Here is a 26,127-nt window from a genome sequence, read left to right on the forward strand (position 1 = left end):
CAATATTTTTATGGGTTGCAACCCATGTGCGGTATTTTTTCAGTGGACTTTCTCTTTCGGTGATTCGTACATTAATTTCTTGGTGCCTTTCTCTCTTGTTTTCTAAGATTAAGAAATCCAGCAATACACACTACAAGAGCACTTAATGCGTCTACGATCAGATCCTCCATCGTATCGACCAAAGCATCACGTCCAACCAACACCGTTCTATCCGCTGTAATAAATTTCTGCATGTTGGTTCCTAAAACAGCATCTGCTAAAAATTCATAAATTTCCCAAATCGTTCCTGCCGCCAGTGCAAAACAAAAAGCAAACAAAGCGACAAAAATCGGGCTTAAATGGATGTTCACTTTTTCTGAATCGTTAAAGAAACTGACTACCACAAAACCTAAAGCTCCTAGCATCGCTCCGCTAAACATGTGAAGAATCAAGTCCCAACTGGGAACACGATAGTAAAAATCTCGTACTTCTCCTAAATAGATTGCACAAAATAAGAATACAAAGTACATAACTTCCATGATATCAGGGATGTTCACCGAAAATTTCCGTTCAATGAGTGACGGAATAAACATGACGATCACACCTACTAAACATTGCAACAATGTCAATACATAATCACTTTTTACTTTTTCGTATCCGTTGTCTGCTACGCCTGAAGGAGCTGTAAACAACATATATACAGCATAAATAACGGATAATGCCAATAATACCAACACAACTCTACCAACTATATCTTTCCACCTGGCTGATTTGTCTTCACTTTTATGATTCACTCTTATAACTCCTCCAAAATAATCTATAAAATCTTATTTTACCACACGAATAGTACCAGAACCTATCAATTTGATAAGATTTACCTTATTTTTTGACACTTAAAAAAATTTAAAGAAAACCGAAGAAAGATTGCTATCTATTTGGTATTTCCGTACAATTATGAATGTATTTATTATCACAACATAAGGAGATTAATAATGAGTTATATATGGATGGTTTTAAAAGGTATGTTAATGGGAATAGCCAACATTATTCCAGGGGTCAGCGGAGGAACTATGGCGGTTTCACTAGGGATTTACGATGACTTGATTTATTCGATTACACATTTAGTTAAGGACTGGAAGAAAAGCTTCCGCATCTTGCTTCCTTTAGGCGGGGGATTGGTTTTAGGCATTATTGGTTTTTCTTATTTAATCGAAGTCTTGCTTAGCCAATACACGTTGCCCACTGCATTAGCCTTTATTGGATTGATATTAGGTGGGATTCCGATCTTGGCAAAATCTTTTTTACTCGCTTTACGTCAAGAACAAAAGAAAGTTTCATTTTTCCACATTGCATTATTCATTGTCTTTTTTGCTCTTGTTGTCAGTCTTGCACTAGTTCAAGCAGAAGGAAATACGATGTCAACTATCACTCTTTCATTTGGATCAGTCATCACCATGTTCTTTATCGGGGTCATTGCTTCGGCTACTATGGTCGTACCAGGCGTTAGTGGATCACTGGTACTTATGGTCCTTGGTTATTATTATGGTATTCTAAATTCGGTCACCGGCTTTTTTAATGCTTTAACTTCCATGGATATGGGGCAATTATGGCATTATACAGGAATTTTGTTCCCGTTTGGCATAGGTGTTCTAGCAGGGATTTTCCTAATCAGTAAATTGATTGAGTACTTGTTTACAAATCACCCTACTTTAACTTACAGCGGAATTCTTGGATTAGTTTTAGCTTCACCATTTGCTATCCTGTATAACACCAACGCTTTAAATGATCTTCAAGGTTCAAATGCTCTGCTATTTTTAATTCTTGGATTGATTCTTGCAGTAGTTTGTTTCTTGTTGACTTATTATTTAGGAAAAACGGAAGAACCTGCATAGTCGTAAAAAAACATGACTTGAATTTTTAAAAATCCAGGTCATGTTTTTTTAGAAAGCTTTTCCATCCTAAAAATGCTAAACTGTGGGTAAGAATTTTATACGCTGAAAAACAAACGGATGTTAATTTTGAAAGGAAGATACTTGATGGAAATCCATGTGATGACTCTTGATGAAAAGTTAGCTTATTTAGAAAGTAAATCTTATTCTGGAAATGATCTGGGAGTGACGTATACAAAAAATAAGACGACCTTTAAAGTTTGGTCGCCTCTTGCTGAAAAAGTTGTGGTAAATCTTTACCAGACTGGAGACAGTGCCGAGAATTCATTGATCCAATCTTACCCTTTAACGCATGAGAACAATGTATGGACCGCCAGCTTAGCAGGTGATTTCGAAGGCCTCTTTTACACTTACACCATCACCGTTAGCGGCACATCCAACGAAACGATGGATATACATGCAACAGCAGCTGGTGTGAACGGGAATCGTGCAGCGATCATCGATTTTGATAAAACCAATCCTGAAAACTGGTCTGAAGATGATCATGTTACCCAACAACAGATAACCGACGCTTTTATTTGGGAAGTCCATGTAGCCGATTTTTCTTCGGATGAACATTCTGGAATCAGTCTGGAAAATCAAGGAAAATATTTAGCTTTTACGGAACTGGGAACAACTTACAAAAACGAAAAAGAATTCTCTACAGGCGTCGATCATTTAAGCAAACTGGGCGTGAATTATGTTCATCTCTTACCTGTTTTTGATTTTGAAAACGACGAGGAAGGTTCAGATTACAACTGGGGCTATGATCCTAAAAATTATAATGTCCCTGAAGGCCGTTATTCTTCAGACCCGCGCGATCCCTCAGCACGTATTCGTGAATTTAAGCAAATGGTCCAAAGTCTGCACGCACAAGATATTGGTGTGGTGTTGGATGTAGTCTACAATCATACGCTTGAAACCGAAGATTCCAGCTTTAATTTGACCGTTCCCGACTATTATTACCGCCAAACGGACACTGGTGAATTTGCGGATGGATCAGCTTGCGGGAATGAAACAGCCAGCGATCGCAGTATGATGCGCAAATATATGGTGGATTCTATTTTATATTGGGCTTCAGAATATCATTTGGATGGTTTCCGCTTTGATTTGATGGGGTTGCATGATGTTGAAACAATGAATGCGATCCGCACAGCATTAAACGAAAAAGGCCTGCAGCATGTGATTCTTTACGGAGAACCTTGGGACGCCGGAAGTAATGAGATCAAAACACCCAATATCCCTGCCAATAAAGGGAATGCATCTCATTTCATGGATGGTATTGCCATTTTCAATGACGATTTTAGAGATCCTGTAAAAGGTTCGGTTTTCAACAAGACTGATGGAGGTTTTCTGCAAGGTCAAAACGGGATTGATTTTCACGATGCAGACGTCATGGCTGGAATCAGTGCCAATACGATTGGTGCTGCTGCTTCAGAATATGAATTGGCTGACAAGACTTGGGCCAGAAACCCAGCACAAGTGGTGAGCTACAATTCTGCTCACGATAATTTAAGCCTTTATGACAAATTGGTGGAAAGTACTTTTGATGAGCCCTATTTTGGCAGAAATGACTGGGTCATTCAAATCAATAAATTAGCTGCTGCCTTGCTGTTTACTTCTCAAGGTACCTTGTTTATGCAGGCAGGAGAGGAATTTGGCCGTACTAAATTTGGAGACGAGAACAGTTTCGTGTCTTCTATTGATGTCAATAAGCTGGACTGGAGTCTGCTTAAAACGAATAGCGACCTGGTGGATTATTACCGCGGGTTGAGTCAGATTCGCCGCAAATTTACTCCGTTAAGAGACGCTACCGCACAAACTGCGAAAGCTATGGCTTTTTCTCGTGACTCTATTGAAAATCTAATTGCTTATACGATTCCGAATTCTTACGCAGGAGAAAGCGATTGGAAATGGATGGCAGTCATCTTGAACTCATCTGGTGAAACACATGAGGTTACTTTGGAGAGCCATACTGATGAATTACCTACTCATTGGACTATTGTCGCTAACAAAGACCACGCTGGATTAGAAGCGTTGGGAACGGTAGAAGGAAGTACGATGACGATAGAACCGCACAGTGCTTTGATTTTAGTTTCTTAATAGTTGAATGTTCACTTTATGGTGTTGGAAAAGAAATTCCTTCCGAATTCGAGGTTGCTTGGTGAGACCCATGGGAACGCTTGGAAGGTACAACCCCAAAAAGTTAGAGTAAAATCTAATTTTTTGGGGTCTTTTTTTATGACAAAGTATAGTGTAGTGAAGAATTTAAGCTGCAATTGTTCAAGAATATTTTGGCTATCATTTATTAACGAAGAAACAGGAAGTTTTCTCCTCACTCTATCTTTAAATGCTGCACGAATAGGAAAAAACGAGTCTGAGACAGCCGTTGGCACTGTTGTTTTATTTTATTACTCAAGTGAGACTTAATTTAATGTCCACTTGAAGAATAAACCCATTTTATTACTCAAGTGAGACCTTAATTTTATGCCACTTAATAAGTAAACCTACTTTATTCTTCAAGTGGGGACTTATTCAATGCTCACTTGAAGAATAACCTTCATTCACTCATCAAACGAATATCTCTTTCACGCTGAATAGAGCATCCCACTGAAAGAAGACATTGATATTATCAAAGAACACTCCAAGAGTCGTACCAATATTATATGATGAAAAAACCAATAGATTAAATTTCCAAGAAAAACCCGCTCTCTTCGGCAATCAATTGTTGAAGAGAGCGGGTTTTTCTTATTCTTCTAGTGACCTTTTCTTTTGCACGATTGCCGTTCAATAATCTGATGCGGCAAGATCATCTTGACCGCCAATGTTTGCTTGCCTTCCATCAATTCAATCAGCTGATAAACAGTTTGTGATGTCAGCGAATCAGTATGCAGATCGATAGAAGTCAGTTCAGGTTGAGATTTTTCCGCAAAAATCGAGTTATTGAATCCAATAATCGAGACATCTGCCGGGATTTTCAATCCAAAACCACTAAGCATATAGCTCATATTCAATGCGATCAAATCATCGCTGGCCACGATACCGGTCGGAAAATCGCTGCTGCTAAACAGCTGCTGGATTTTTTTGCGGTAAGCTGCTTCAGGAAGAGTCACATCTAGCATCAAATCCGGATCAACGGCCAATCCTGCATCTTCCAACGCCTGCCCATAACCTTTTAGTCGCTCTCGAATCACCATTTGTTTTGTATCTTCCCCGATAAAAGCAATCCTTTGATGACCCAGTTCCAACAGATAGTTGGTCGCATCTTTTCCGGCAATCACATTGTCGTTATCGACATACAGCATTTCATTTTCGTATTTATACGGTTTACCAATCATCGCATACGGCACTTTTTCTTGATGCAGGTATTCAATAATAGGGTCATCTTTTTTGGAATACAACACGATAAAACCGTCTACTCGTCCGCCTTTGGCCATCGTTTGAATACTTTCCAACAGCTCTGCTTCCGTTGTTCCCGAAGCGATCGACACCATATACTTCTTCTCGTTACAGGCTTTACTGATCCCTCGAATCATGCTGAGAAAAAAGGTGTTCTGAAAAGCTTGACCTTGGGAGACCGGCAAAATAACTCCAATCGTTTGAGTGGTCTGATTGACTAAACCGCGCGCGGTCAAATTAGGCCGATATCCGACTTCTTCCATGATGCGCCGAACGTTTTGCTTCGTTTTTTCACTGATGCTTGGAGAATCCTGGATGGTACGCGATACAGTTGAAGTGGCAACTCCAGCTTTTTTTGCTACATCTTTGATTGTGACTGACATCTGCGCACATCCTTTCTGCCTTTATTTTAAGCTATTCCGTTGGTGTTGTAAACGTGTACTTGGTAAAGGACCGATGCATTCTCCCTGGTTCCAAGATGATGGATCGAAATTCTGGATGGTGTACGGCATCCGGAAATTCTTGTGTTTCTAAGGCTATTCCGCGGTGGCTGCTCATTTTTTCTCCATCCACTAAATAATCTTCGTCCATTCCTGTCGTTGAAAAGACAACGACTGCTTCGCGATTCGTTTCGATCTTCAAAGAACGTCCGCTTTCTGGCTCACACAACCGAATCGTTTTTGCTCCAGACAATTTAAATGGCGTATCGAACCCTTCACGCCGTTCATTGATCGCATCTGCCAGCCTTTTCGGTTCTCTAAAATCAAGCGCTGTCTCTGCAACGGGAAGTAAACGTCCTGTTGGTATTTTGGTTTTGTCCGTTTCCGCATAGCTTTCTGCATCCATTTGCAAGGTGTGTTCCAATATCTTGCGTTTGGTGTTGCCGCTCAAGTTAAAATACGTATGATTGGTTGGATTAAACAGTGTTGTTTGATCCGTTTCTGCGGTAACCAGCATTTCCCATATATTGTCATTGGTCCAATAATAGGTCACTGTTACTCGCAGATTCCCCGGATAGCCGTTGTCTCCATCTGGACTCATCAATGAGAAAGCGACACCGATCCTATTGTCTTCTTGAACGATTTGACTGTCCCAAACAAGCTGACTGAAATTGTGCTCTCCGCCATGCATATGATGCTTTCGATTGTTTTGAGTCAATTGATAAGTTGACCATGTACCATCAGCGATCCGTCCCGCTACTCTTCCGATAAAAGCCCCAAAATAAGGCGAATCCTTTACATAATCCTCCAATTGCTTGAACCCTAAAACCACGTTTTCCTTTTTTCCCCATTGGTCCGGTACTTCGATCCCCGTCACTACTGCCCCATAATTGATGCAGCGAAAAACCGCTTGTTGATCATTCGTCAGGACATATTCAAAAACTTCCTGACCTTCATACCAGCCATAGTGTTGTTTACGCGCGTCCAATCGTTTCACTCCATACATTTTCCAATAAAGCGACAGTCAGATCAGCCGTGCTTGGGACAACTTTTGCAGCTTTTCCCAAATTTTTGCTTTCACCCACACCGATAGAAACCATATTAGCCGCATTGATAGAGTCGATTCCGGCAGCTGCATCTTCCACACCCACACATTCGCTCACATCAACGCCCAACTGTTTAGCGCCTGTCACGAAAATTTCTGGATCCGGTTTACCAGCTTTTAATCCAGCTGGGTCAACGATCTCATCAAAATAGTCTGTGATTTGGAGTTTATCCAAAATGGTTGGACCATTTTTACTAGCAGAAGCTAAACCTAATTTGATATTGTTTGCTTTCAGTTCGTCCAACAAGGCTTTAATGCCAGGCAATAAGTCGGATGGCGACATTTTTTCAATCAACGTTTTGTACAAATCATTTTTTTCAGTAGCCATCGCTTCTTTTTCAGTTTCTGAATAAGCGTCTTGTTTGTTGCCTTTTTCTAAAATGCGGTTCAATGAATCCGTACGGCTGACTCCTTTTAATTGTTCATTGAATTCTTCGTCGATTTCAATCCCAATTTTAGTTCCTAAGGCTTTCCACGCTTCAAAATGGTAAGCCGCTGTATCCGTAATGACTCCGTCTAAATCAAATAGTACTGCTTTCATAAGCTGGTTGCTTCCTCTCTATTGGTTCATATTTTGTGGTGCTTTGGTTTCAGTCGTATAAACGTCATTTAACACTATGGATTCGCCGTAAACAGACATTTCCAAGGTTTCGCCTTCAAGCAACACGATCGCTACTTCTTCGTTGGTCACCGAAATTTTCAATAAGCGTCCACGGTAATTGATGTGGAAAGCATAATTCGTCCAGTTTTCCGGCAAATAAGGTCTAAAAGACAAGTGTTCATGAACGGTTTGCATTCCCGCAAACCCTTGAACGATTGTCAGCCAGCTTCCGGTCATCGAAGTAATGTGCAAGCCGTCTTCCGTATCATTGTTGTAGTTGTCTAAGTCCAAACGAGCTGTACGCGCATAGAATTCTACGGCTTTGTCCATTTTACCAAGGTCTGCTGCCAAAATCGCATGGATACTCGGAGACAAACTAGATTCATGCACGGTCATTGGTTCGTAAAAATCAAAGTTGCGTTCGATTTCTTCCATCGTGTAATTTTCTTTAAAGAAGTAAATTCCTTGCAAAACATCCGCTTGTTTGATGAACGGTGAACGCAAGATTTTATCCCATGACCATTTTTGATTCAATGGTAAGTCGGCTGGGTCCAATTCAGAAACTGGGCGCAAATCTTTATCTAAGAAAGTATCGTGTTGCACAAAAACTTGCTCTGTTTCATCATAAGGATAATACATTTTATTGATGATGTCTTGCCATTTTGCTGCTTCTTCTTTGGTTACTTGTAAAGTGGCTTGTTTTTCTGAAGAAAGTGTTAAAGATTCTAACGTATACTTCAATGTCCAAGCAGCCAATTTATTTGTATACCAGTTGTTGTTGACGTTATTCTCGTATTCATTCGGACCTGTTACTCCATGTACCATGTATTGATCTTTTTTGCGGTTGTAATGCACACGGTCTGCCCAGAAACGACTGATGCCGACTAAAACATCCAAACCTTTTTCTTTCAAATACGTTTGGTCGCCTGTATAGTTCGTGTAATTGTAAATTGCATAAGCCATCGCACCATTCCGGTGAATCTCTTCAAAAGTAATTTCCCACTCATTGTGGCATTCTACCCCGGTGAAAGTGACCATTGGATACAACGCACCTTTTAGGCCTTGTTGGTGCGCATTGTGTTCCGCTTGAGGCAATTGATTGTGACGGTACGACAATAAGTTTTCGGTTATTTTGGGATCTGCTAAAGCTAAATACAACGGAACTGCATAAGCTTCTGTGTCCCAGTAAGTTGCGCCGCCGTATTTTTCACCCGTAAAGCCTTTAGGTCCAATATTCAAACGAGTATCTTCTCCATAGTAAGTAGAGAACAATTGGAACAAGTTGAAACGGATGCCTTGTTGAGCTGCAGGATCGCCACCGATTTCAATATCAGCTTTTTTCCAACGTTCCAACCAAAGCGATTCATGGCGCATACGCAATTCTTCAAAAGACAACTGATCCACTACTTCACTGATTGTACGGCTTTGTTTTTCTACATCCGCTTTAGCGTAATCACGAGAAGTCGTCAACACGATGCGTTTTTCGATGACCGCTTTCTCACCAGCTGCTAACGTTCCAGCATACGTTTGGGAGACTTTCATCTCAGTCACCAATTCGTCTGTCTTTTCCAAATTAGTCACGTGGTTAGACATCATAGCGCCTACGGTAAATTGCTCGATCCCGAAGTTATTTGGTTTCGTTTCGATGACTAAGCTGTTTTTCGCTTGAGAAACAGGAAGCCAGAATTTTTCATCGTAATTGGAATCTTCATTGGTTACATTTCCATCAAGAGCAGGAATTAATTCTAGTGTCACATCATCAGTCAAACTGGTTACTTCCATTTTAACGGCACACAGTTCTTTTTGGTCTAAGCTGACAAATCGTTCAACAACGACTTGAACTTTTTTACCAGCTTTTTCTACTATATAACTTCTTTTCAAGATTCCGTGCTGCATATCCAATTCCATTTCAAAATCCGAAACAGTATCTGTATACAAATCAACTTTTTCGCCATCCATTACAATATCTAATTGAATAAAGTTCATTGTATTGATTACTTTACCAAAATATTCTGGATAGCCGTTTTTCCACCAGCCAACACGTGTTTTGTCCGGATACCACACGCCGCCAATATAACTCCCTTGATGGCGGTCCCCTGAATAAGCTTCTTCAAAGTTCCCGCGCATTCCCATATAACCGTTTCCAATACTGGTCAAGCTTTCTTGCAATCTGCGTTCTTCTTTATCTAATACCGTTGTTTTTACTTTCCATTCGTCAATTTCAAATAGTCTATTATAAGCCACTTTTTTTCCTCCTGTATGTTCATTGCGTTAGTCAAAACTGGTGCAATGCTGGTTTTCTAAGTTCTCTAATGCAAGTTTAAACGCAAACGATTGCATTGTCAATTTGAAAGGGGTTTATTTTTTCTCAAGGTAAATAAAGAACATTGAAATGACAACGTTTCTCGTTTCTGTTACCGGTAACAACTTTTAACAACCTAAAAACGCTTGCATTTTTTTAAGGTAGGACTTATATTTAAAGCAATCGTTTGCATAAGCAAATTGAATATTTTAAAGGAGGATTTAAAATGAAACAATTATTTTCATTTGATTTTTGGCAAAAACTAGGTAAAGCGTTAATGGTCGTTGTGGCTGTTATGCCTGCCGCCGGATTAATGATTAGTATTGGAAAAATGATTGCCATGTTCAGCGGAGATATTACTCTTGTGTTGACCATTGGTAGTGTGATGGAAAATCTCGGTTGGGCTATTATCAACAATCTACATATCTTATTTGCAGTTGCTATTGGTGGTTCTTGGGCTAAAGAACGTGCTGGTGGAGCCTTTGCTGCTGTCTTAGCTTTTATTTTGATCAATATGACTTCAGGTGCCATCTTTGGAGTAACCTCTGATATGTTAGTTACTGAAGGCGCTACAACCGCTACGCTATTTGGACAAGTGATTCCTGTAGATGGTTACTTTACTTCTGTTCTTGGGGCTCCTGCTTTAAACATGGGTGTGTTCGTCGGAATTATTTCTGGATTTGTAGGGGCCGTTATTTTCAATAAGTATTATAACTACCGCAAATTACCGGAAGCCCTTTCTTTCTTTAATGGGAAACGTTTCGTACCTTTCGTAGTCATTGTATGGTCCGTGATTATTTCAATCGGATTGGCACTTGTCTGGCCAGTTGTTCAAACTGGTATTAACAACTTCGGGCAATGGATCGCAACTTCTAGTGAAACAGCGCCTGTATTTGCGCCATTTATTTATGGTACATTGGAGCGTCTGTTGTTGCCATTTGGATTGCATCATATGTTAACGATCCCAGTGAACTACACAGCTCTTGGTGGTACTTACACTGTCTTGACTGGAGCTGCTGCAGGAAGTCAAGTATTTGGGCAAGATCCACTATGGTTGGCATGGGTCAGCGACTTAGTTAACTTAAAAAATGCTGGCGATACAGCTGCTTACAATGAATTATTGACAACTGTTACTCCTGCTCGTTTCAAAGTAGGTCAAATGATTGGTGCAGCTGGGACTTTACTGGGGATTGCATTTGCTATGTACCGTCGTACGGATAAAGAAAAACGTCCGAAATACAAATCTATGTTTCTATCTGCTGGTTTAGCTGTTTTCTTAACAGGTGTTACTGAACCGCTTGAATTTATGTTTATGTTTGCCGCACCAGCTTTATATGGTGTTTACGCTGTTCTTCAAGGGATTTCATTTGCGCTGGCAGATATTATTGCCTTGCGGGTCCACTCATTCGGTATCCTTGAATTCTTGACTCGTATCCCAATGTCTATCAATGCCGGATTAGTCTGGGATGTTGTCAACTTTGTCATCTCTTGTGTGGTCTTCTTCTTCTTGGCTTACTTTGTTTCTTACTGGATGATCGGCAAATTTAAAATTGCTACTCCAGGTCGTTTGGGCAACTATATCGAAGAAGGAAATGCTGACGGTGAAGTTGCAACTGAAGGAGTTCCCGCTGCAACAGGCACTGCTGATGCACAAGTTACTGGAATTATCGAAGCTTTAGGTGGAAAAGACAACATTTCAGATGTAGATGCTTGTATGACACGTCTTCGTGTAACGGTTAAAGATCCTGAAGTCGTTAAAGATGAAGCCGCTTGGAAAAGACTTGGCGCTTTAGGTTTAGTCAAAAAAGGAACAGGTATCCAAGCCGTTTATGGACCGAAAGCTGATGTCTTAAAATCAGACATCAATGATATATTAGGAGTGTAGTTTTGAAATTTTTAACCTTAAACACGCACAGCTGGATGGAAGAAAATCCTTTAGAAAAATTGGAAGACTTATGCGACGCAATCATTCGTCACGCTTTTGATGTGATTGCATTGCAAGAAGTCAATCAGCTCATGACGTCTCCCCTCGTGGAATCGTCTGAACTGACTGCTTTTTATGAAGCCAATAAGGAGTATCCCCTCAAAGAAGACAACTTCGCTTTTCTATTGCAGCAAAAGTTGAAAGAAAAAGGACTGGCTTACTATTGGACTTGGGAACCTTCTCATATCGGGTACGATATCTATGATGAAGGACTAGCCGTCTTGAGTTTGCATCCGATCCAAGAAGTTTATTCGTTTTTTGCTTCAGAAAATACAGCTTACGACGATTACAAAAGCCGCAAAGTAATCGGTATCAAATCAGCCGATCACTGGTTCTTTAGTTTACATTTGGGCTGGTGGCATGATGAGCATGATCCGTTCCCAGCACAATGGGAGAAATGCACTGCTGTTTTTGATCGTTTAAAAGCGCCTGTCTTTTTAATGGGAGATTTCAATAATTCTGCTCAAGTTGAGCAAGAAGGCTACGAATTGGTCACCCAAACTTGGTTCGACACCTATCATTTGGCAAACCAAAAAGACGCTGGATTTACCGTTGCAGAAGCTATTGATGGCTGGACAGATAACCAAAGTGGTTTGCGCATCGATTATATTTTTTCCAATCGTCCCGTAAACGTGCGTTCTTCTAGAGTGATATTCAATGGTGTCAATGAACCGTTCGTTTCCGATCATTTTGGAATTGCTGTAGAAATCAAAAAATAACAATTGAAACGTGGTTCCACATTTACCCCTTGTGAAAACTAATGGCTAGAATTTTACAGACTAACATAATCAACTATAGAGACTGACCTAAATTCGATTATTCCTCGATTTTAGGTCAGTCTTTTTGGCTTATCCGAGCTGCTTGGCGTTCTTCCTATCAGAGTCGACTTCTCATTTTATATCCTCAAATAGACATTGCCAAACAAGTTAGAGCCATTTGATCCTCTCCTATTACCCTAAATGGATGCTACTGACCAAGTTAGAGCCATTTGATCCTCTCTTATCACCCTAAATGGACGCTACTGACCAAATTAGAGCCATTTGATCCTCTCCTATTACCCTAAATGGATGCTACTGACCAAATTAGAGCCATTTGATCCTTTCCTATCACCCTAAATGAACGCTAACGATCAAGTTAGGGCCATTTGATCCTTTCCTATCACCCTAAATGGACGCTACTGACCAAGTTAGAGCCATTTGATCCTCTCCTACCACCCTAAATGGACGCTACTGACCAAGTTAGAGCCATTTGATCCTCTCCTACCACCCTAAATGGACGCTACTGATCAAGTTAGGGCCATTTGATCCTTTCCTATCACCCTAAATGGACGCTATCAATCAAATTAGCACCATCTAACCCTTTTCTACCACCTCTCAAACAGAACCTCCTCAAAAACATTACAGCCTGCGCTTCACTCTTCTTTAAAAGCTAAAAGCGGATTAATTGAATCTGTTTCGGTGAACGTGTACCATTTTATATACAGAAGAAAAAACGTGTCCAAATGATTTAACTTAAAGGGAGGTTCTTCACATGGATTTAGGGATCAAAGAAAAAACAGCTTTAATTGTCGGAGCTGATTCAGGTCTTGGTTTAGCAACTGCTAAAACACTCTTGGAAGAAGGTGCGACCGTCATTATCACAGGGATAGACCAAGAAAAACTCGACCGAGCTGCTGAAAGCTTAAGCGACCAATCAAACGTGCACCATTATCTTGCCGATGTGACGAAAAGCGAATCACTGAAAAAATTGCATCAACAGATTCAACAAGATATTGGTAAAATCGATATTTTGGTACACTCAGCAGGCATTTCGGGTGCAAGCGGTCTTTTCCATGAAATCGATGAAGCAGACTGGCGAGAGACGCTGGATGTCGATTTGATGGGTGCTGTGCGTACAGTCAAAGAATTTTTGCCAGATCTAAGAATAGGTGGCTGGGGTAGGCTCGTCATGATCTCTTCTGAAAATGCTGAAGAAGCTTATCTGGATGAAATCCCGTATGACTGCGCTAAAGCCGGTATGCTGGCGTTAGTCAAAGGACTCTCCAAAACTTATGCCAAAGAAGGACTTTTAGTCAATGCTGTCTCACCGGCCTTTATCGAGACACCTATGACAGACACTATGATGGAAGAGCGTTCAAAAGAACTGAATGTCTCAAAAGAAGAAGCTATCCAATCATTTCTGGATAATAAAAGACCCAATATCGAGCTGAAGCGTCGTGGACAACCGGAAGAAGTCGCGGCAGTGATTGCTTTCCTTTGTTCAAACAAAGCTTCTTTCGTGAATGGTTCTAATTACCGCATTGATGCTGGTTCAGTTTCTACGATTTAATTTGGAGAAGGAGGAATAAAAATGGCAGAAGAATTAAGTGATATCCAAAAAATGCAGCAAGCAAATCAAGCATATGATTATCTGATTATTGGTGGTGGTATGGTTGCTGGCTATGCTGCTAAAGGGATTCGAGAGCAGGACGGTACTGGGTCAATCAAAATTTTATCCAACGATAAAGACGTTCCTTATACGCGTCCGGCCTTGACCAAAAAACTGTGGACAGACGACTCTTTTACTGATGACCAAGTCCCCTTAAACACCACCGAAGAAACAGGTGCTGAAATCCAATTGGGAGCTGAAGTTACAGCCATCGATCGAGCTAGACATACGGTCCAGCTAGCAGACGGATCAGTGATCGGTTATCAAAAATTGCTGTTGGCAACTGGTAGTGAACCGACTAAAATCGAAGGTCCCGAATCGGATCAAGTGATTTTTTTCAGAAGTTGGGAAGATTACCGCAAGTTACGTGCTCTTTCGGGTAACGACCGACATATTTTAGTAGTCGGCGGCGGTTATATCGGAGCTGAATTAGCAGCTGGTTTGATTCAGAATAATACACGCGTCACCTTGATCTATCCAGATGGAGTATTAGGCTCCAGCCAATTCCCTGAAGAGATCGCAAATGAATACGAAGCAGCATTCAAAGAAGCTGGTGTTGAAATGGTGAGCGGCAAACGCGTTGAATCTTACCGAAAAGAAGATGATGAATTTGTCTTGACCCTTGATGATGAAACAGAACTAAACGGAGATGCTGTTGTATTTGGTCTAGGTGTTTCCCCACGTGTTTCTTTAGCTGAAGAAAGCGGGTTGAACGTAGAGGACGGTGTCGTGGTAAATGAATTCCTAAGAACCGATGATCCTGATATTTACGCAGCTGGAGATATCGCTTCTTATCCTGACCCTATTCTAGGCCGCGACCGTATCGAACATGTGGACCATGCCCGTAATTCTGGAGAAGCTGTCGGAAAAGCCATGGCGGGTTCAAATGAACCTTATGACTATACACCTTACTTCTACTCTGTCGTGTTTGACATTTCATGGAAAGCTATCGGAACACTGGATCCTGAATTAGATACGTTGATTGATGAAGTAGATGATGGAAAAGTTATTTACTATCTGAAAGACGATAAACCAGTCGGAATTCTCTTGTGGAATGTTGAAGCAGATTTAGATGATGTCCGAAAAATCCTCAGTGACCCTCCTGCTGATTCTTCTGCGCTAAAAGGAGCCCTTCACGAAAAATAAAACGTTTAGTCAATTAAATAACCTCTTTCTGCTGTCTCAGCCGCAGAAAGAGGTTATTTAATTTGTTCGTATCATATGGACAATATTATAGAAGAAAGAGAACCTAGAAACTTTTTTCGTGTTTATTCTACTTTTACAACTGGCAAATTCTATTGTGGATCATTTGCACAGCTCACTATAAATAACGCATCTAATCCGGTGGCTAAATTTGTTCATTTTTTCTTATCCATTGCTTTTCTTCTTTTTGCATACCATTTTTAGCGTAGCAGTCTCTAAAAAAATGGTCAACAAAACAAAATTTTTTTCTTTGTTCAAATAATGCATTTTTCCAAAGATTCCCTATTTTAAAGCATTTTTTGAATATTCAGAATATACAATAGTGTATATATCATTAAAAATGAGAGGTTTTGCTAAATTCAAACTTGTTTTTAATAAAGAGTGCACTTATACTAATACAGTATTAAAAAATTTGAATGGAGGAAATAATAAATGATAAATAAAAAATCTACTTTGTTATTATTATCATTGTGCACTGCTTTTGTATTAGCAGCATGTGGCGGCGGTTCAGGCGAAACCTCCGACTCTGGAGAACAACAACAAGTATTGAATTTAGTAGAAACTGCTGAGATCCCTACTATGGATTCAACGCAAGCTACGGATACTGTTGCTTTTACTGTTTTGACAAATGTAAACGAAGGTCTCTATCGCCAAAAAGACGACGGCTCTTTAGAATTAGGTATGGCTGCTGAAGAACCAACTATCAGCGAAGATGGCTTGACGTACACATTCAAAATTCGCGAAGATGCTAACTGGTCTAACGGAGACCCAGTAACAGCAAATGATTTTGTTTATGCATGGAAAAAGCTGGTTGACCCGGCTACAGCAGCTTCTTACTCTTACATGATGGACGGCGTTATCGCTAACGCTTCAGAAATCATTGGCGGAGAAATGGCAGCTGACGAACTAGGCGTTACAGCTGTAGATGATAAAACGTTGGAAATACAATTGGTTACTAATCTTCCATACTTCGAAGATTTACTTTCTCTAACTATGTTCTACCCTCAAAACCAAGCTTTTGTGGAAGAACAAGGTGACAACTACGCATTATCTAGTGATGCTTTAGTTTACAATGGTCCTTTCTTACTTGAAGACTGGACAGCTGCAGGATTATCTTGGACATACGCTAAAAACCCAGATTACTGGGATGCAGCAACAGTTGCTTTAGATCAAATCAATGTTGAAGTTATCAAAGAAACCTCAACTGCTTTGAACTTATACGATACTGACGCTACTGACCGTATCTTGCTGAAAGGTGAATACGTAGCTCAAAGAACTGGCGATGCAGAATTGCACACAATGCCAACTTCATCTGTATTCTACTTGAAATTTGGACTGAGTGATCCAGAAAGCCCATTGAACAACGAAAATATTCGTAAAGCATTGTCAATGGCATTCGATAAAGAAGCTTACTCAAAAGTCGTATTACAAGACGGTTCTGTTCCAGCTAACGGTTTAGTTCCTCAAGGTCTTGCTACAGACCCTGAAACTGACGAAGACTTCCGTGAGCAAAATGGCGACTTGTCAACTTATGACGTAGCGGCTGCTCAAGAATATTGGCAAACTGGTCTGGAAGAATTAGGTGTAGATTCTATCAGCTTAGAACTCCTATCTGATGATACAGACAACTCAAAGCGTTCTTCTGAATTTATCCAAAGTCAATTAGTAACTAATTTACCTGGATTACAAATCAATTTACGCAACGTACCATTTAAAGTTCGTCTAGCTTCTAATACTGCTGGAGAGTACGACATCCAATTAGCTGGATGGAGTGCTGATTATGCTGATCCAATCAACTTCTTAGAATTGTTTGAAACAGAAAATGGCAACAATACTTCAAATTACTCTAATTCAGAATACGACACTTTGGTTCAACAAGCTCGTGCTGAAGTAGATGACTTAAATGCTCGTTGGGATATGCTGTTGCAAGCAGAACAAATCTTGATTGAAGATGGTATAATTGCTCCTGTCTACCAACGTGCAAACGCAGTTTTAGAAAAAGATTACGTTAACGGTATTGCAGAACATTTAGTAGGCGCAGAATACACTTACAAATGGGCAACTGTTGAAAAATAATTTTTTAATCGTTTGATGAAGGAACAAAATAAAGCAATCATCAGCCTCCGTAATTTTGAGTTGGCTGATAATTGCTTTATTTTATGATTATAATAAGTAATCCCATAAGGATAGTATGCTGAGAGCTAGAAGAATGATTCCAATCGTTAGAACAGATTGATAACTTTTTCCTACTGACTTAGACAGTGCGTCTTGACTGTGGTTATCTTCTATTTCGTCTGAATCTTGCTTTCTTTTTCTCAGCCTGGCTATTCTTTTCATGCTGTAGTGAAAAAAATCAAAGGTCCCTTTGGATAGAACGAAACCGAAAAGGCCGATGATCAGCAGCGGCAATGCCGCTAAAAACAAGCTGTTGGATAATTCAATCCATTGGATGGTTTGATGCTTAAACCACTGATAAAGCACAATCGCACTAACGAAAATAAATGAGATCAACAGATTTTTTTTAGTGAATTTCATGATTTGTGAATCCTTTCTTTGAATGAACATTTCTAATGTAACTAAAAAATACGTTAAATACAATTCAATTTTACAATTCTGAGTTATTTTTTTTACTCTACTGATATGATACACTGTCATCTATGAACAAATTTTATTACGGAGGTTGGATCACAATGAAGAGCTATACAAAGTACATTGGAAAACGCGTTTTATATATGCTTCTTACTTTGTTCCTAATTGCTTCGATAACATTCTTTCTCATGAAGCTCTTACCTGGTACTCCTTATAGTAACCAAGATAAGCTAAGTGAAGAACAAATTTTTATTATGAATGAAAAATATGGTTTGAACGAACCTATTATCGTGCAATATGGAATTTATATTTTAGGACTTGTTACAGGTGACTTAGGAACTTCTTTCCAATTCAATAATACTCCTGTTGCAGAATTGATAGGGTCAAGGATAGCCCCATCTGCTCAAATTGGTATACAGGCGGTAGTCGTCGGAACGATTCTGGGGATTGTATTGGGTGTCGTATCCGCCATGAAACAAGGAACGTGGGTCGATACCACGTCAACATTAACCGCGATCGTCGGCCGCTCCATCCCTAACTTTGTGTTTGCAGTATTGCTGCAATTGATTTTTGGTGTTTGGTTGGGTTGGTTCCCTATCGCCTTATGGACAGGCTTTGCATCGTCTATTTTACCATCTATTGCATTAGCGATTTCCCCGCTGGCCGATTCGGCACGATTTATGCGGACCGAGATGGTAGATGTTTTAAGTAGTGATTATGTAGAATTAGCAAAAGCCAAAGGCCTGAGCAAATGGGAAGTTGCCTTTAAACACGGAATCCGGAACGCCTTGATTCCACTAATTACTCTTTTAGGACCAATGGCTGTCGCTTTAATGACCGGTTCTATGGTAGTGGAAAATATTTTTGCGATTCCTGGTATTGGAGAACAATTTGTTAAATCGATTTTAACTAATGACTACCCAACGATCATGGGTGTGACAATGCTGTATTCATTATTATTAGTTTCAGTTATTCTATTGGTTGATATTCTTTATGGAATTATTGATCCTCGTATTAGAGTAGCTACAGAAGGAGGAAAATAATTTATGGTGAGCAACAACAACTTTCACTCTGAACCATCACTGCCTGAATTGACACCAGACTTATTTGTTAAAGCAGATAGTTTAGATGTTCAAGATAATGAAAAAATCACTGCCCCTTCTCTAAGTTTTATGCAAGATTCCTGGCGTCGTCTAAAGAAAAATAAAGTCGCTATGGTCAGTATGGTTCTTTTGATTATTATCACTTTATTGAGTATCTTCGCTCCAATGATTGCTCCTCAAAGTCCAAATGTTCAAACCATTGAACATGCGAATTTACCGCCTAAAATCCCTGGTTTGGATATCAGCGGTTTGAATGGAACAATCAATCAAAATGGAACACGTGTAGATAAATATGAACTGCAAGGCGTTGAAAGTGACGTATATTACTATTTGGGAACAGACAGTCTTGGTCGCGACTTATTGTCTCGTATTTTATATGGTACACGAGTATCCCTATTTATTGCTTTCGTAGCTGCCCTATTGAATCTGATTATCGGGGTAACTTACGGTCTATTATCCGGCTGGATTGGCGGAAAAGTAGATACCGTGATGCAGCGTATTCTGGAAATTCTTTCTGGGGTACCTAACTTGGTTATCGTGATCTTAATGTTATTAGTATTTGATCCTGGTATCATGTCTATTATCATTGCCTTAGCTTTAACTGAATGGATCTCGATGGCACGTATCGTTCGGGCACAAACCCTTAAATTGAAAAACCAAGAATATGTCTTAGCGGCTAAAACACTTGGACAATCTTCTTTAAGTATCGCCTTTAAACACATTATGCCTAACTTATTGGGTATTATTATTATTCAAGTTATGTTTTCAATTCCGTCCGCTATTTTCTTTGAAGCTTTCTTAAGCTTTATCGGTATCGGTATTCCAGCTCCTGATGCATCATTAGGTACATTGATCAATGATGGATACAAAACGTTCCGTTTCTTGCCTCACTTGATGTGGTATCCTTCTGCTATTATGAGTATCATTATGATCAGTTTCAACTTATTAGCAGATGGTTTACGAGATTCGTTTGATCCAAAACTGAGAGATTAGGAGGAAGCCTGATGGAAAATATATTAGAAGTAAAAGATCTGCATATTTCATTTGATACGTATGCAGGACAAGTCCACGCCATTCGTGGAGTGAATTTCGATTTGAAACCTGGTGAAACACTGGCCATCGTTGGTGAATCCGGATCAGGAAAATCAGTTACTAGTCGAAGCATTATGCGCTTGTTAGCTAATAATGCCAATGTCGACAGCGGCGAGATTCTCTTCAAAGGTGAAGACCTTGTTAAAAAATCAGAAAAAGATATGCAAAAAATTCGTGGTTCAGAGATTGCTATGATCTTCCAAGATCCTATGACTTCTTTGAATCCGACTCAAAAGATCGGCAAACAAATTGCTGAGCCTATTTTAAAACACCAAGATGTATCTAAAGAAGAAGCTTACAAAAAAGCAGAAGAATTATTGCGTTTGGTTGGTATCCCAAATCCTGAAAAAAGAATGAAGCAATACCCTCATCAATTTTCAGGTGGACAACGTCAACGTATCGTTATTGCGATTGCGTTAGGATGTAACCCAGATATTTTGATCGCTGATGAACCAACTACTGCTTTAGACGTAACGATTCAAGCGCAAATCTTAGAACTAATGAAAGAATTGCAACACAAAACCAAAACGTCTATCATCTTTATCACGCATGATTTAGGTGTAGTAGCAAACGTTGCTGACCGTGTAGCGGTTATGTATGCTGGTAAATTCGTTGAAGTAGGAACTGTTGACGAGATTTTCTATAATCCGCAACATCCATACACTTGGGGACTATTGAGTTCTATGCCTACTTTGGAAACAAGCGGCTCTTTATACGCTATTCCTGGAACCCCTCCAGACTTGTTGAACCCTCCTACAGGGGATGCATTTGCTCCTCGTAGTGAGTATGCGTTAAAAGTAGACACGATGTATGAACCGCCTTTATTCAAAGTGTCTGATACGCATTTTGCAGCTACTTGGTTACTGCATCCAGATGCTCCAAAAGTTACACCGCCAGCTGAAATCGTTGCGCGTCAGAACGGTTTCCGTGCTAAAAAATTGCAGATCCAACCTTCAGACGACTTGTCACAATTGAGTGGTCAAGACATGGAAGGTACACAAGATCAAAACAATCTTTCTGTTGACGAACTAACAACAGATCGGGATGGGAAAGGAGAAGCAAATGAGCCAAGATACTAAACGTAAAAAGATCTTAGAAGTTAAAAACTTAAAACAGTACTTTAACGTAGGAACTAAAAACGAAGTTAAAGCCATTGATGATATCTCTTTTGATATTTACGAAGGAGAAACGTTAGGACTTGTTGGTGAATCCGGTTGTGGTAAAACCACTACAGGACGCGCCATCATTCGTCTGTACGATCCTACTGATGGTGAAATCTACTTTGACGGTACTGAAGTCCACTCGTTAAATGGCAGAAAAGAGCAACTTGATTTTAGAAAAGATATGCAAATGATTTTCCAAGATCCATATGCTTCTTTGAATCCTCGTATGAAAGTAAGAGATATCGTTGCTGAAGGAATCAAGATCCACAAATTAGCCGACAGTGAAGATGAAATCGACGCTCGCGTGGAAGAATTATTGGAATTAGTTGGTTTGAATAAAGACCATTCATCTCGCTATCCTCATGAGTTTTCAGGTGGACAACGTCAACGTATCGGGATTGCTCGAGCTTTAGCAGTTGATCCAAAAATGATCATTGCTGATGAGCCTATCTCTGCTCTTGATGTTTCAATCCAAGCTCAAGTTGTTAACTTGTTGATGGAATTACAAGAAAAACAAAAACTGACTTTCTTATTTATTGCCCATGATCTATCTATGGTGAAATATATCAGTAACCGTATTGGCGTAATGTACTTTGGTAAATTAGTTGAATTAGCTCCTGCTGACAGTGTTTACAACAAACCGTTACACCCTTACACAGAAAGTCTTTTATCTGCTATTCCTCTTCCTGATCCTGATTATGAACGCAGTCGTACACGTTTTGCCTATACACCGCGTCCTTCAAATAGCGAAGAAGAAAAACTTAGAGAAATTGCACCCGAACACTTCGTATATTGTCGTGAATCTGATGTACCAAAACTTCAAGAAAAATTAGCGAAATACTAATTTCAAACGATTATTGTGCTTATCCCCTGCTATTCAGCGGGGGATTTTTTTAGATTTTCATATTTTAGCGTTGGTAAAGAAATTTCCTCCGCCCTATGGGGTGGCTTATGGAGCGCCATGGGAACTCCTGGAGCCGAAAACCACGTCTCCAGGCTTGCAAGCTTCAAACTTAGTGTAACGGCTAAAGCCTAACACTAAGTAATTCCCATTGCATCCTTTTCATGGCTATAAGCCACCCCATATTTCTCCAGAAATTTCTAAGAATGAGTTTCTAGCAGGGATTGAATAAAAAATAATTTCCGTTTTACTTCCCAACGTCATAGCTCGTAGAACCATTTTTTTATTTGGTAGACTTTTTAGTGAGTATTGATTAAATTTTTGCTAGTTTTTTCGTTACCTATATGATAAACTATTTATCAGTAACTAATCAATAGTTAATAAATTAAAAAACGCAATGATGAGAAGAGTACAGTATCCATTCCTTTTGTAGAGAGCTTGGTCAGGTGAAAGCAAGCATTGGAATGCTACTCGAAGATGGTCTCGAAGCGGCTGGTTTGAGGATAACAGTGAACGTTATCTTAGAATCAGACGGGTCCTCCCGTTACAGCGGAACAGTATACCTTTTGCATTAAAAAGCGTACTGGTTGAGGCAAAAATAGCGATATTTTTGCGAAGATAGGTGGTACCACGAATCGATTAAACTCATTCGTCCTTCTTTTATACGTTTCGGCGTATAGAAGAAGGACTTTTTTTGTTATTAAAATTATATAGGAAAGAAGGAATCAGTAATGAATAAATTTGTAAAAACAGGTCTTGTTGCCTTAGCTTCAGTCTTTATTTTAAGTGCTTGCGGAGGAAACTCTAATGCTTCAGATAGTAATTCTTCAGACAGTAATGGTAACGGATTAGCCGAAGTACAAGAAATAGCAGTGAGCGTTCCTGCGAGCATGACCACAATCGATACTACTTATACTACTGACAAAAACACGTTTACCGTAGCACAGCATCTTTATGAAGGATTGTATCGTTTAGATGAAAACAGCACTCCTGTTCCAGGCTTAGCCGCTGAGGAAGTAGAAATCAGTGAAGATGGACGCACTTATACATTCACCATCCGTAATGATGCAAATTGGAGCAATGGCGATCCTATCACTGCTCAAGATTTTGTTTATGCTTGGACAGAACTAGTTGACCCTGCTGCTGCTGCTCCTAATGCTTACTTGTTGGATGCAGTCGTAAACGGCTATGAAATTCGTACGGGTGAAACAGATCCTTCCGAATTAGCCGTCGAAGCTGTATCGGACAAAGTATTCAAAGTTGAATTAGTGGAACCTCTGCCTTCTTTCTTAACATTAATTTCAGTTGTTTGGTTGGCTCCAAAAAATGAAGCTTATGTAGAAGAACAAGGTGAAGCATATGCAACAACAGCTGAAACAGGTGTTTACAGCGGCCCATTTGTATTGTCAAACTGGGAGCAAGGTAATGAATCATGGACCTTGGAACCGAATGAAAACTACTATGCAGCTGACGAAGTACATTTGACAAAAATCGACTTCACTACGATCAAAGAAGAGCAAACGGGAATCAACTTGTATGCCTCTGGTGAGTTGAACTTAACTAAAGTCAGCGGCCAATATGTAGCACAATATCAAAATGAAGAAGGTTTTGTCTCTCACAATGATATCGCTAATCAATTCATTGATTTCAATAAAGAACCTGGTACTTCTTTAGCCAATGCTCACTTACGTAAAGCGATCGCTTTATCGATTAATAAAGAAGGCTTAGTAAATACCGTTTTAAATGATGGCGCAGTAGCTTTAAATGGATTGGTTCCAAACGAATTGTACCAACATCCTGAAACCGGCGAAGATTTTAGAGAGTACAGTGGTGACTACAACACGTACAATTTGGAACAAGCGCAAGAAGAATGGGCATTGGCGCAAGAGGAGCTTGGCGACTCAGTAGAAATTTCTTTACTTGTGGCAGAAGACACTACTTCTACGCGAACAGCTGAATATGTTCAAAGCCAAATCCAAGAAAACTTGGAGGGCGTTACTGTAACGATTGATAAACAACCGAAAAACAGTGTTAATCAATCACGTTCCGATTCAAACTATGAAATGTCTATTTCTGGATGGATTGCCGGTGATAATAATTTAGGCTACTTCTTCAACTTGTATGAAGACGGATCAGCTTACAATTATGGCGGTTACAATAACGAAACATACAATCAGTTAGCTGCAGAAGCGAAAACAACTTACGCTAATGATCCAGACAAACAATTTGAAAACTATCAAAAAGCAGAGCAAATTCTCTTAGAAGAAGATGCAGCTCAAGTACCGTTATACCAAAGTGCATCAAACTATTTGATTGATCCCAAAGTAAAAGGAATCGAATTCCACCGCTACGCAAGCTACTTCCACTTCAGAACAGCCTATTTAGCTGAATAGAGAGCGGAGCAGAGCGTTAAGGATTTCGTAGAGTTCGATTTTGACCTGTAATTGGCGCTCTTTGCCAATAACAGGTCAAAACGAAATCATAGGAAGCCTGCTCTGCGCAGCTCGTTTTGAATAGAGAGCGGAGAAATGCCTTTAGGTGACCGAAGATAAGAACAAAATGACCAGTAGGCATTCTTTCCTAACTGGTCATTTTTAGTTTTTTGAAGAAATTCCTTCCGGAATCTCTAAGAGTTTGTATTTAAAATATATCTCTTTATAATAAACCCCCTATTTCCTTGTAAATATTCAGGAAGAAATAAGGACTTTTAGTGTAAATTGAATGCACACTTCTCTCATCAAGTTTCTACTTTGAAATAGGCTCTAGTTAACAATGTTAGTCTGTTCACCTGCTCTGTTGTGAGGTGGTTTTCTCAACTTTCATTTGATTGACTGGGGATAACGTATCAAATGCCATCATTTCCCAGCAATAAAAAAAGAAGCACTTCTGCCTCTTTTCGTGATTTATCTCTCTTTTATTTGCTCAGTTTTTTGTCCTTTTCCTGTAAAATACTCATTCATAAAGGTTGCTGCTAAGACGAGTGCACCGCCAAATAATTGCAACCCGGAGATCGGCTCTTTCAGCACAGTAGCTGAGATGATGACCGCTGTTAACGGATCAATATAGCTCAGTACCGCGAATGTCTGCCCTTCGATTTGTTGCAAACCTGAAAAAACAAAAACATACGCGATTCCCGTATGAACAATTCCCAATACCAGCAAAGACAGAAGTGACGGCATGGTCAGTTGGCTCGTTCCAAGTCCAGTGGTCAGCAATACATACGGTAATAAAATGACGGTAGCGATGATCAACGTTAATGCGGTCAAATGAAGGTCGCTAAGGCCTGTAACTTTTTTATTAGAGATAATGGCAATAGCATAAAACAAAGCTGCTGTCAGGCCAAATCCGATGCCTAACGGGTGGTTGTATCCCATAGAGCTGCCGCTGAATCCGATAATAAAAACCATTCCGATCATAGCCAGTAAGACAAAGCTGAATTTTTTTACTGTCAAAGCTTCTTTAAGCACTAACGGCGCCAACAACGTCAGCATAATCGGTTGAAAATAATAGCTGATTGTCGCATTTGAAACCGTTGTATAGCGATAAGCTTCAAACAAAAGAATCCAGTTGGCTCCTACAGCAAAGCCCGAAAGCAGCAAAAACTTCCCATTTTTCTGAATCGATTTAAACGGGATCCGCTCTTTTTTAAGCAGCAGAGTCCCCACAAGAAATAGGCTTCCTAATGCTCCACGATAAAACGCAATCTGATTAGTCTCCAGTGGGATTTGCCGAACAAAAATACTCAGCGTTCCAAAAATCAACATCGATAGTATAACCTTTACTTTTCCGCCCATCATAGAGCCACTTCCCCTTTACCTATCCAAATGAAGCTGTTGATGTATATAGTAGCATACTGAATTTGAAAAAGGGGAAGTTTTTAGATTTTTATAACATTGTGTGCAGAGAAAAAG

19 protein-coding genes and 1 other annotated feature are annotated in these 26,127 nt (G+C 39.8%); of the genes, 12 read left to right on the forward strand and 7 right to left on the reverse strand.

The features are described from left to right. Window positions 1-71 precede the first annotated feature (71 nt). Complete coding sequence (locus ACEN4L_RS06190; protein WP_407096395.1) at window positions 72-773, reverse strand: hypothetical protein; 702 nt, start codon at window positions 771-773, stop codon at window positions 72-74. Between the two features lie 198 nt (window positions 774-971). Between ACEN4L_RS06190 and ACEN4L_RS06195 the strand changes: the two genes are divergently transcribed. Together ACEN4L_RS06195 and pulA are read left to right on the forward strand one after the other, a co-directional pair. Beyond that, window positions 972-1,871: a DUF368 domain-containing protein gene (locus ACEN4L_RS06195; RefSeq protein ID WP_407096394.1), complete on the forward strand. Its 900-nt coding sequence runs from the start codon at window positions 972-974 to the stop codon at window positions 1,869-1,871. 144 nt (window positions 1,872-2,015) lie between these two features. Continuing rightward, complete coding sequence (gene pulA / locus ACEN4L_RS06200; protein ID WP_407096393.1) at window positions 2,016-4,010, forward strand: type I pullulanase; 1,995 nt, start codon at window positions 2,016-2,018, stop codon at window positions 4,008-4,010. Between the two features lie 653 nt (window positions 4,011-4,663). On the opposite strand, the gene ACEN4L_RS06205 is transcribed toward pulA, so the two are convergent. From ACEN4L_RS06205 to ACEN4L_RS06220, 4 genes are read right to left on the reverse strand one after another with little or no spacing between them, the layout of a single operon-like run. Further along, the gene (locus ACEN4L_RS06205) at window positions 4,664-5,689 is read right to left on the reverse strand and encodes a LacI family DNA-binding transcriptional regulator (RefSeq protein WP_407096392.1); all 1,026 of its coding nucleotides are present in this window, start codon (window positions 5,687-5,689) and stop codon (window positions 4,664-4,666) included. A gap of 31 nt (window positions 5,690-5,720) precedes the next feature. Then, the gene (locus ACEN4L_RS06210) at window positions 5,721-6,743 is read right to left on the reverse strand and encodes an aldose epimerase family protein (RefSeq protein ID WP_407096391.1); all 1,023 of its coding nucleotides are present in this window, start codon (window positions 6,741-6,743) and stop codon (window positions 5,721-5,723) included. Then, a complete protein-coding gene (gene pgmB / locus ACEN4L_RS06215) occupies window positions 6,721-7,392 on the reverse strand; it encodes a beta-phosphoglucomutase (protein WP_407096390.1) in 672 nt (223 codons plus the stop codon). The genes ACEN4L_RS06210 and pgmB overlap by 23 nt, the downstream gene beginning before the upstream one ends. 18 nt (window positions 7,393-7,410) lie before the next feature. After that, window positions 7,411-9,696 carry a glycoside hydrolase family 65 protein gene (locus ACEN4L_RS06220; RefSeq protein WP_407096389.1) on the reverse strand — a complete coding sequence of 762 codons (2,286 nt, stop codon included), beginning with the start codon at window positions 9,694-9,696 and terminating at the stop codon, window positions 7,411-7,413. Window positions 9,697-9,980: 284 nt separating this feature from the next. On the opposite strand from ACEN4L_RS06220, the gene ACEN4L_RS06225 reads away from it, so the two are divergent. From ACEN4L_RS06225 to ACEN4L_RS06245, 5 genes are all read left to right on the forward strand, one after another. Further along, complete coding sequence (locus ACEN4L_RS06225) at window positions 9,981-11,639, forward strand: PTS transporter subunit IIBC (protein ID WP_407096388.1); 1,659 nt, start codon at window positions 9,981-9,983, stop codon at window positions 11,637-11,639. A gap of 2 nt (window positions 11,640-11,641) precedes the next feature. Next, the gene (locus ACEN4L_RS06230; protein ID WP_407096387.1) at window positions 11,642-12,457 is read left to right on the forward strand and encodes an endonuclease/exonuclease/phosphatase family protein; all 816 of its coding nucleotides are present in this window, start codon (window positions 11,642-11,644) and stop codon (window positions 12,455-12,457) included. Window positions 12,458-13,268: 811 nt separating this feature from the next. Then, window positions 13,269-14,066, forward strand: coding sequence for an SDR family NAD(P)-dependent oxidoreductase (locus tag ACEN4L_RS06235; protein WP_407096386.1), 798 nt, complete (start codon window positions 13,269-13,271; stop codon window positions 14,064-14,066). Window positions 14,067-14,087: 21 nt separating this feature from the next. Beyond that, window positions 14,088-15,311, forward strand: a complete 1,224-nt coding sequence (locus ACEN4L_RS06240; RefSeq protein ID WP_407096385.1) for an NAD(P)/FAD-dependent oxidoreductase — start codon at window positions 14,088-14,090, stop codon at window positions 15,309-15,311. Between the two features lie 489 nt (window positions 15,312-15,800). Further along, entirely contained in the window at window positions 15,801-17,444 is a 1,644-nt protein-coding gene (locus tag ACEN4L_RS06245; protein WP_407096384.1) for a peptide ABC transporter substrate-binding protein, read from the forward strand. 87 nt (window positions 17,445-17,531) lie between these two features. Here ACEN4L_RS06245 and ACEN4L_RS06250 read toward each other — a convergent pair whose 3' ends face one another. Then, on the reverse strand, window positions 17,532-17,903 hold the full coding sequence (locus ACEN4L_RS06250) for a DUF3899 domain-containing protein (protein ID WP_407096383.1): 372 nt from the start codon (window positions 17,901-17,903) through the stop codon (window positions 17,532-17,534). Window positions 17,904-18,058: 155 nt separating this feature from the next. Here ACEN4L_RS06250 and opp3b point away from each other — a divergent pair, with 155 nt between their 5' ends. The 5 genes from opp3b (at window position 18,059) to ACEN4L_RS06275 (ending at window position 24,609) form a co-directional block, all read left to right on the forward strand. Then, a complete protein-coding gene (opp3b, locus tag ACEN4L_RS06255) occupies window positions 18,059-19,000 on the forward strand; it encodes an oligopeptide ABC transporter permease (protein WP_407096382.1) in 942 nt (313 codons plus the stop codon). Between the two features lie 3 nt (window positions 19,001-19,003). Then, on the forward strand, window positions 19,004-20,053 hold the full coding sequence (gene opp3C, locus ACEN4L_RS06260) for an oligopeptide ABC transporter permease (RefSeq protein ID WP_407096381.1): 1,050 nt from the start codon (window positions 19,004-19,006) through the stop codon (window positions 20,051-20,053). An 11-nt stretch (window positions 20,054-20,064) separates the two neighbouring features. Beyond that, window positions 20,065-21,231: an ABC transporter ATP-binding protein gene (locus ACEN4L_RS06265; protein WP_407096380.1), complete on the forward strand. Its 1,167-nt coding sequence runs from the start codon at window positions 20,065-20,067 to the stop codon at window positions 21,229-21,231. After that, window positions 21,215-22,159 (forward strand): ABC transporter ATP-binding protein, encoded by a 945-nt coding sequence (locus tag ACEN4L_RS06270; RefSeq protein ID WP_407096379.1) that lies wholly within the window; start codon window positions 21,215-21,217, stop codon window positions 22,157-22,159. The genes ACEN4L_RS06265 and ACEN4L_RS06270 overlap by 17 nt, the downstream gene beginning before the upstream one ends. 445 nt (window positions 22,160-22,604) lie before the next feature. Further along, window positions 22,605-22,876: a binding site (T-box leader), on the forward strand. 71 nt (window positions 22,877-22,947) lie between these two features. After that, window positions 22,948-24,609 (forward strand): peptide ABC transporter substrate-binding protein, encoded by a 1,662-nt coding sequence (locus tag ACEN4L_RS06275; protein WP_407096378.1) that lies wholly within the window; start codon window positions 22,948-22,950, stop codon window positions 24,607-24,609. 510 nt (window positions 24,610-25,119) lie between these two features. Here the strand turns inward: ACEN4L_RS06275 and ACEN4L_RS06280 are convergent. After that, window positions 25,120-26,013, reverse strand: coding sequence for a DMT family transporter (locus ACEN4L_RS06280; RefSeq protein WP_407096377.1), 894 nt, complete (start codon window positions 26,011-26,013; stop codon window positions 25,120-25,122). Between the last annotated feature and the right edge of the window lie 114 nt (window positions 26,014-26,127).

It is taken from the genome of Desemzia sp. FAM 23988 (assembly GCF_045528365.1).
Classification (GTDB): domain Bacteria; phylum Bacillota; class Bacilli; order Lactobacillales; family Carnobacteriaceae; genus Desemzia.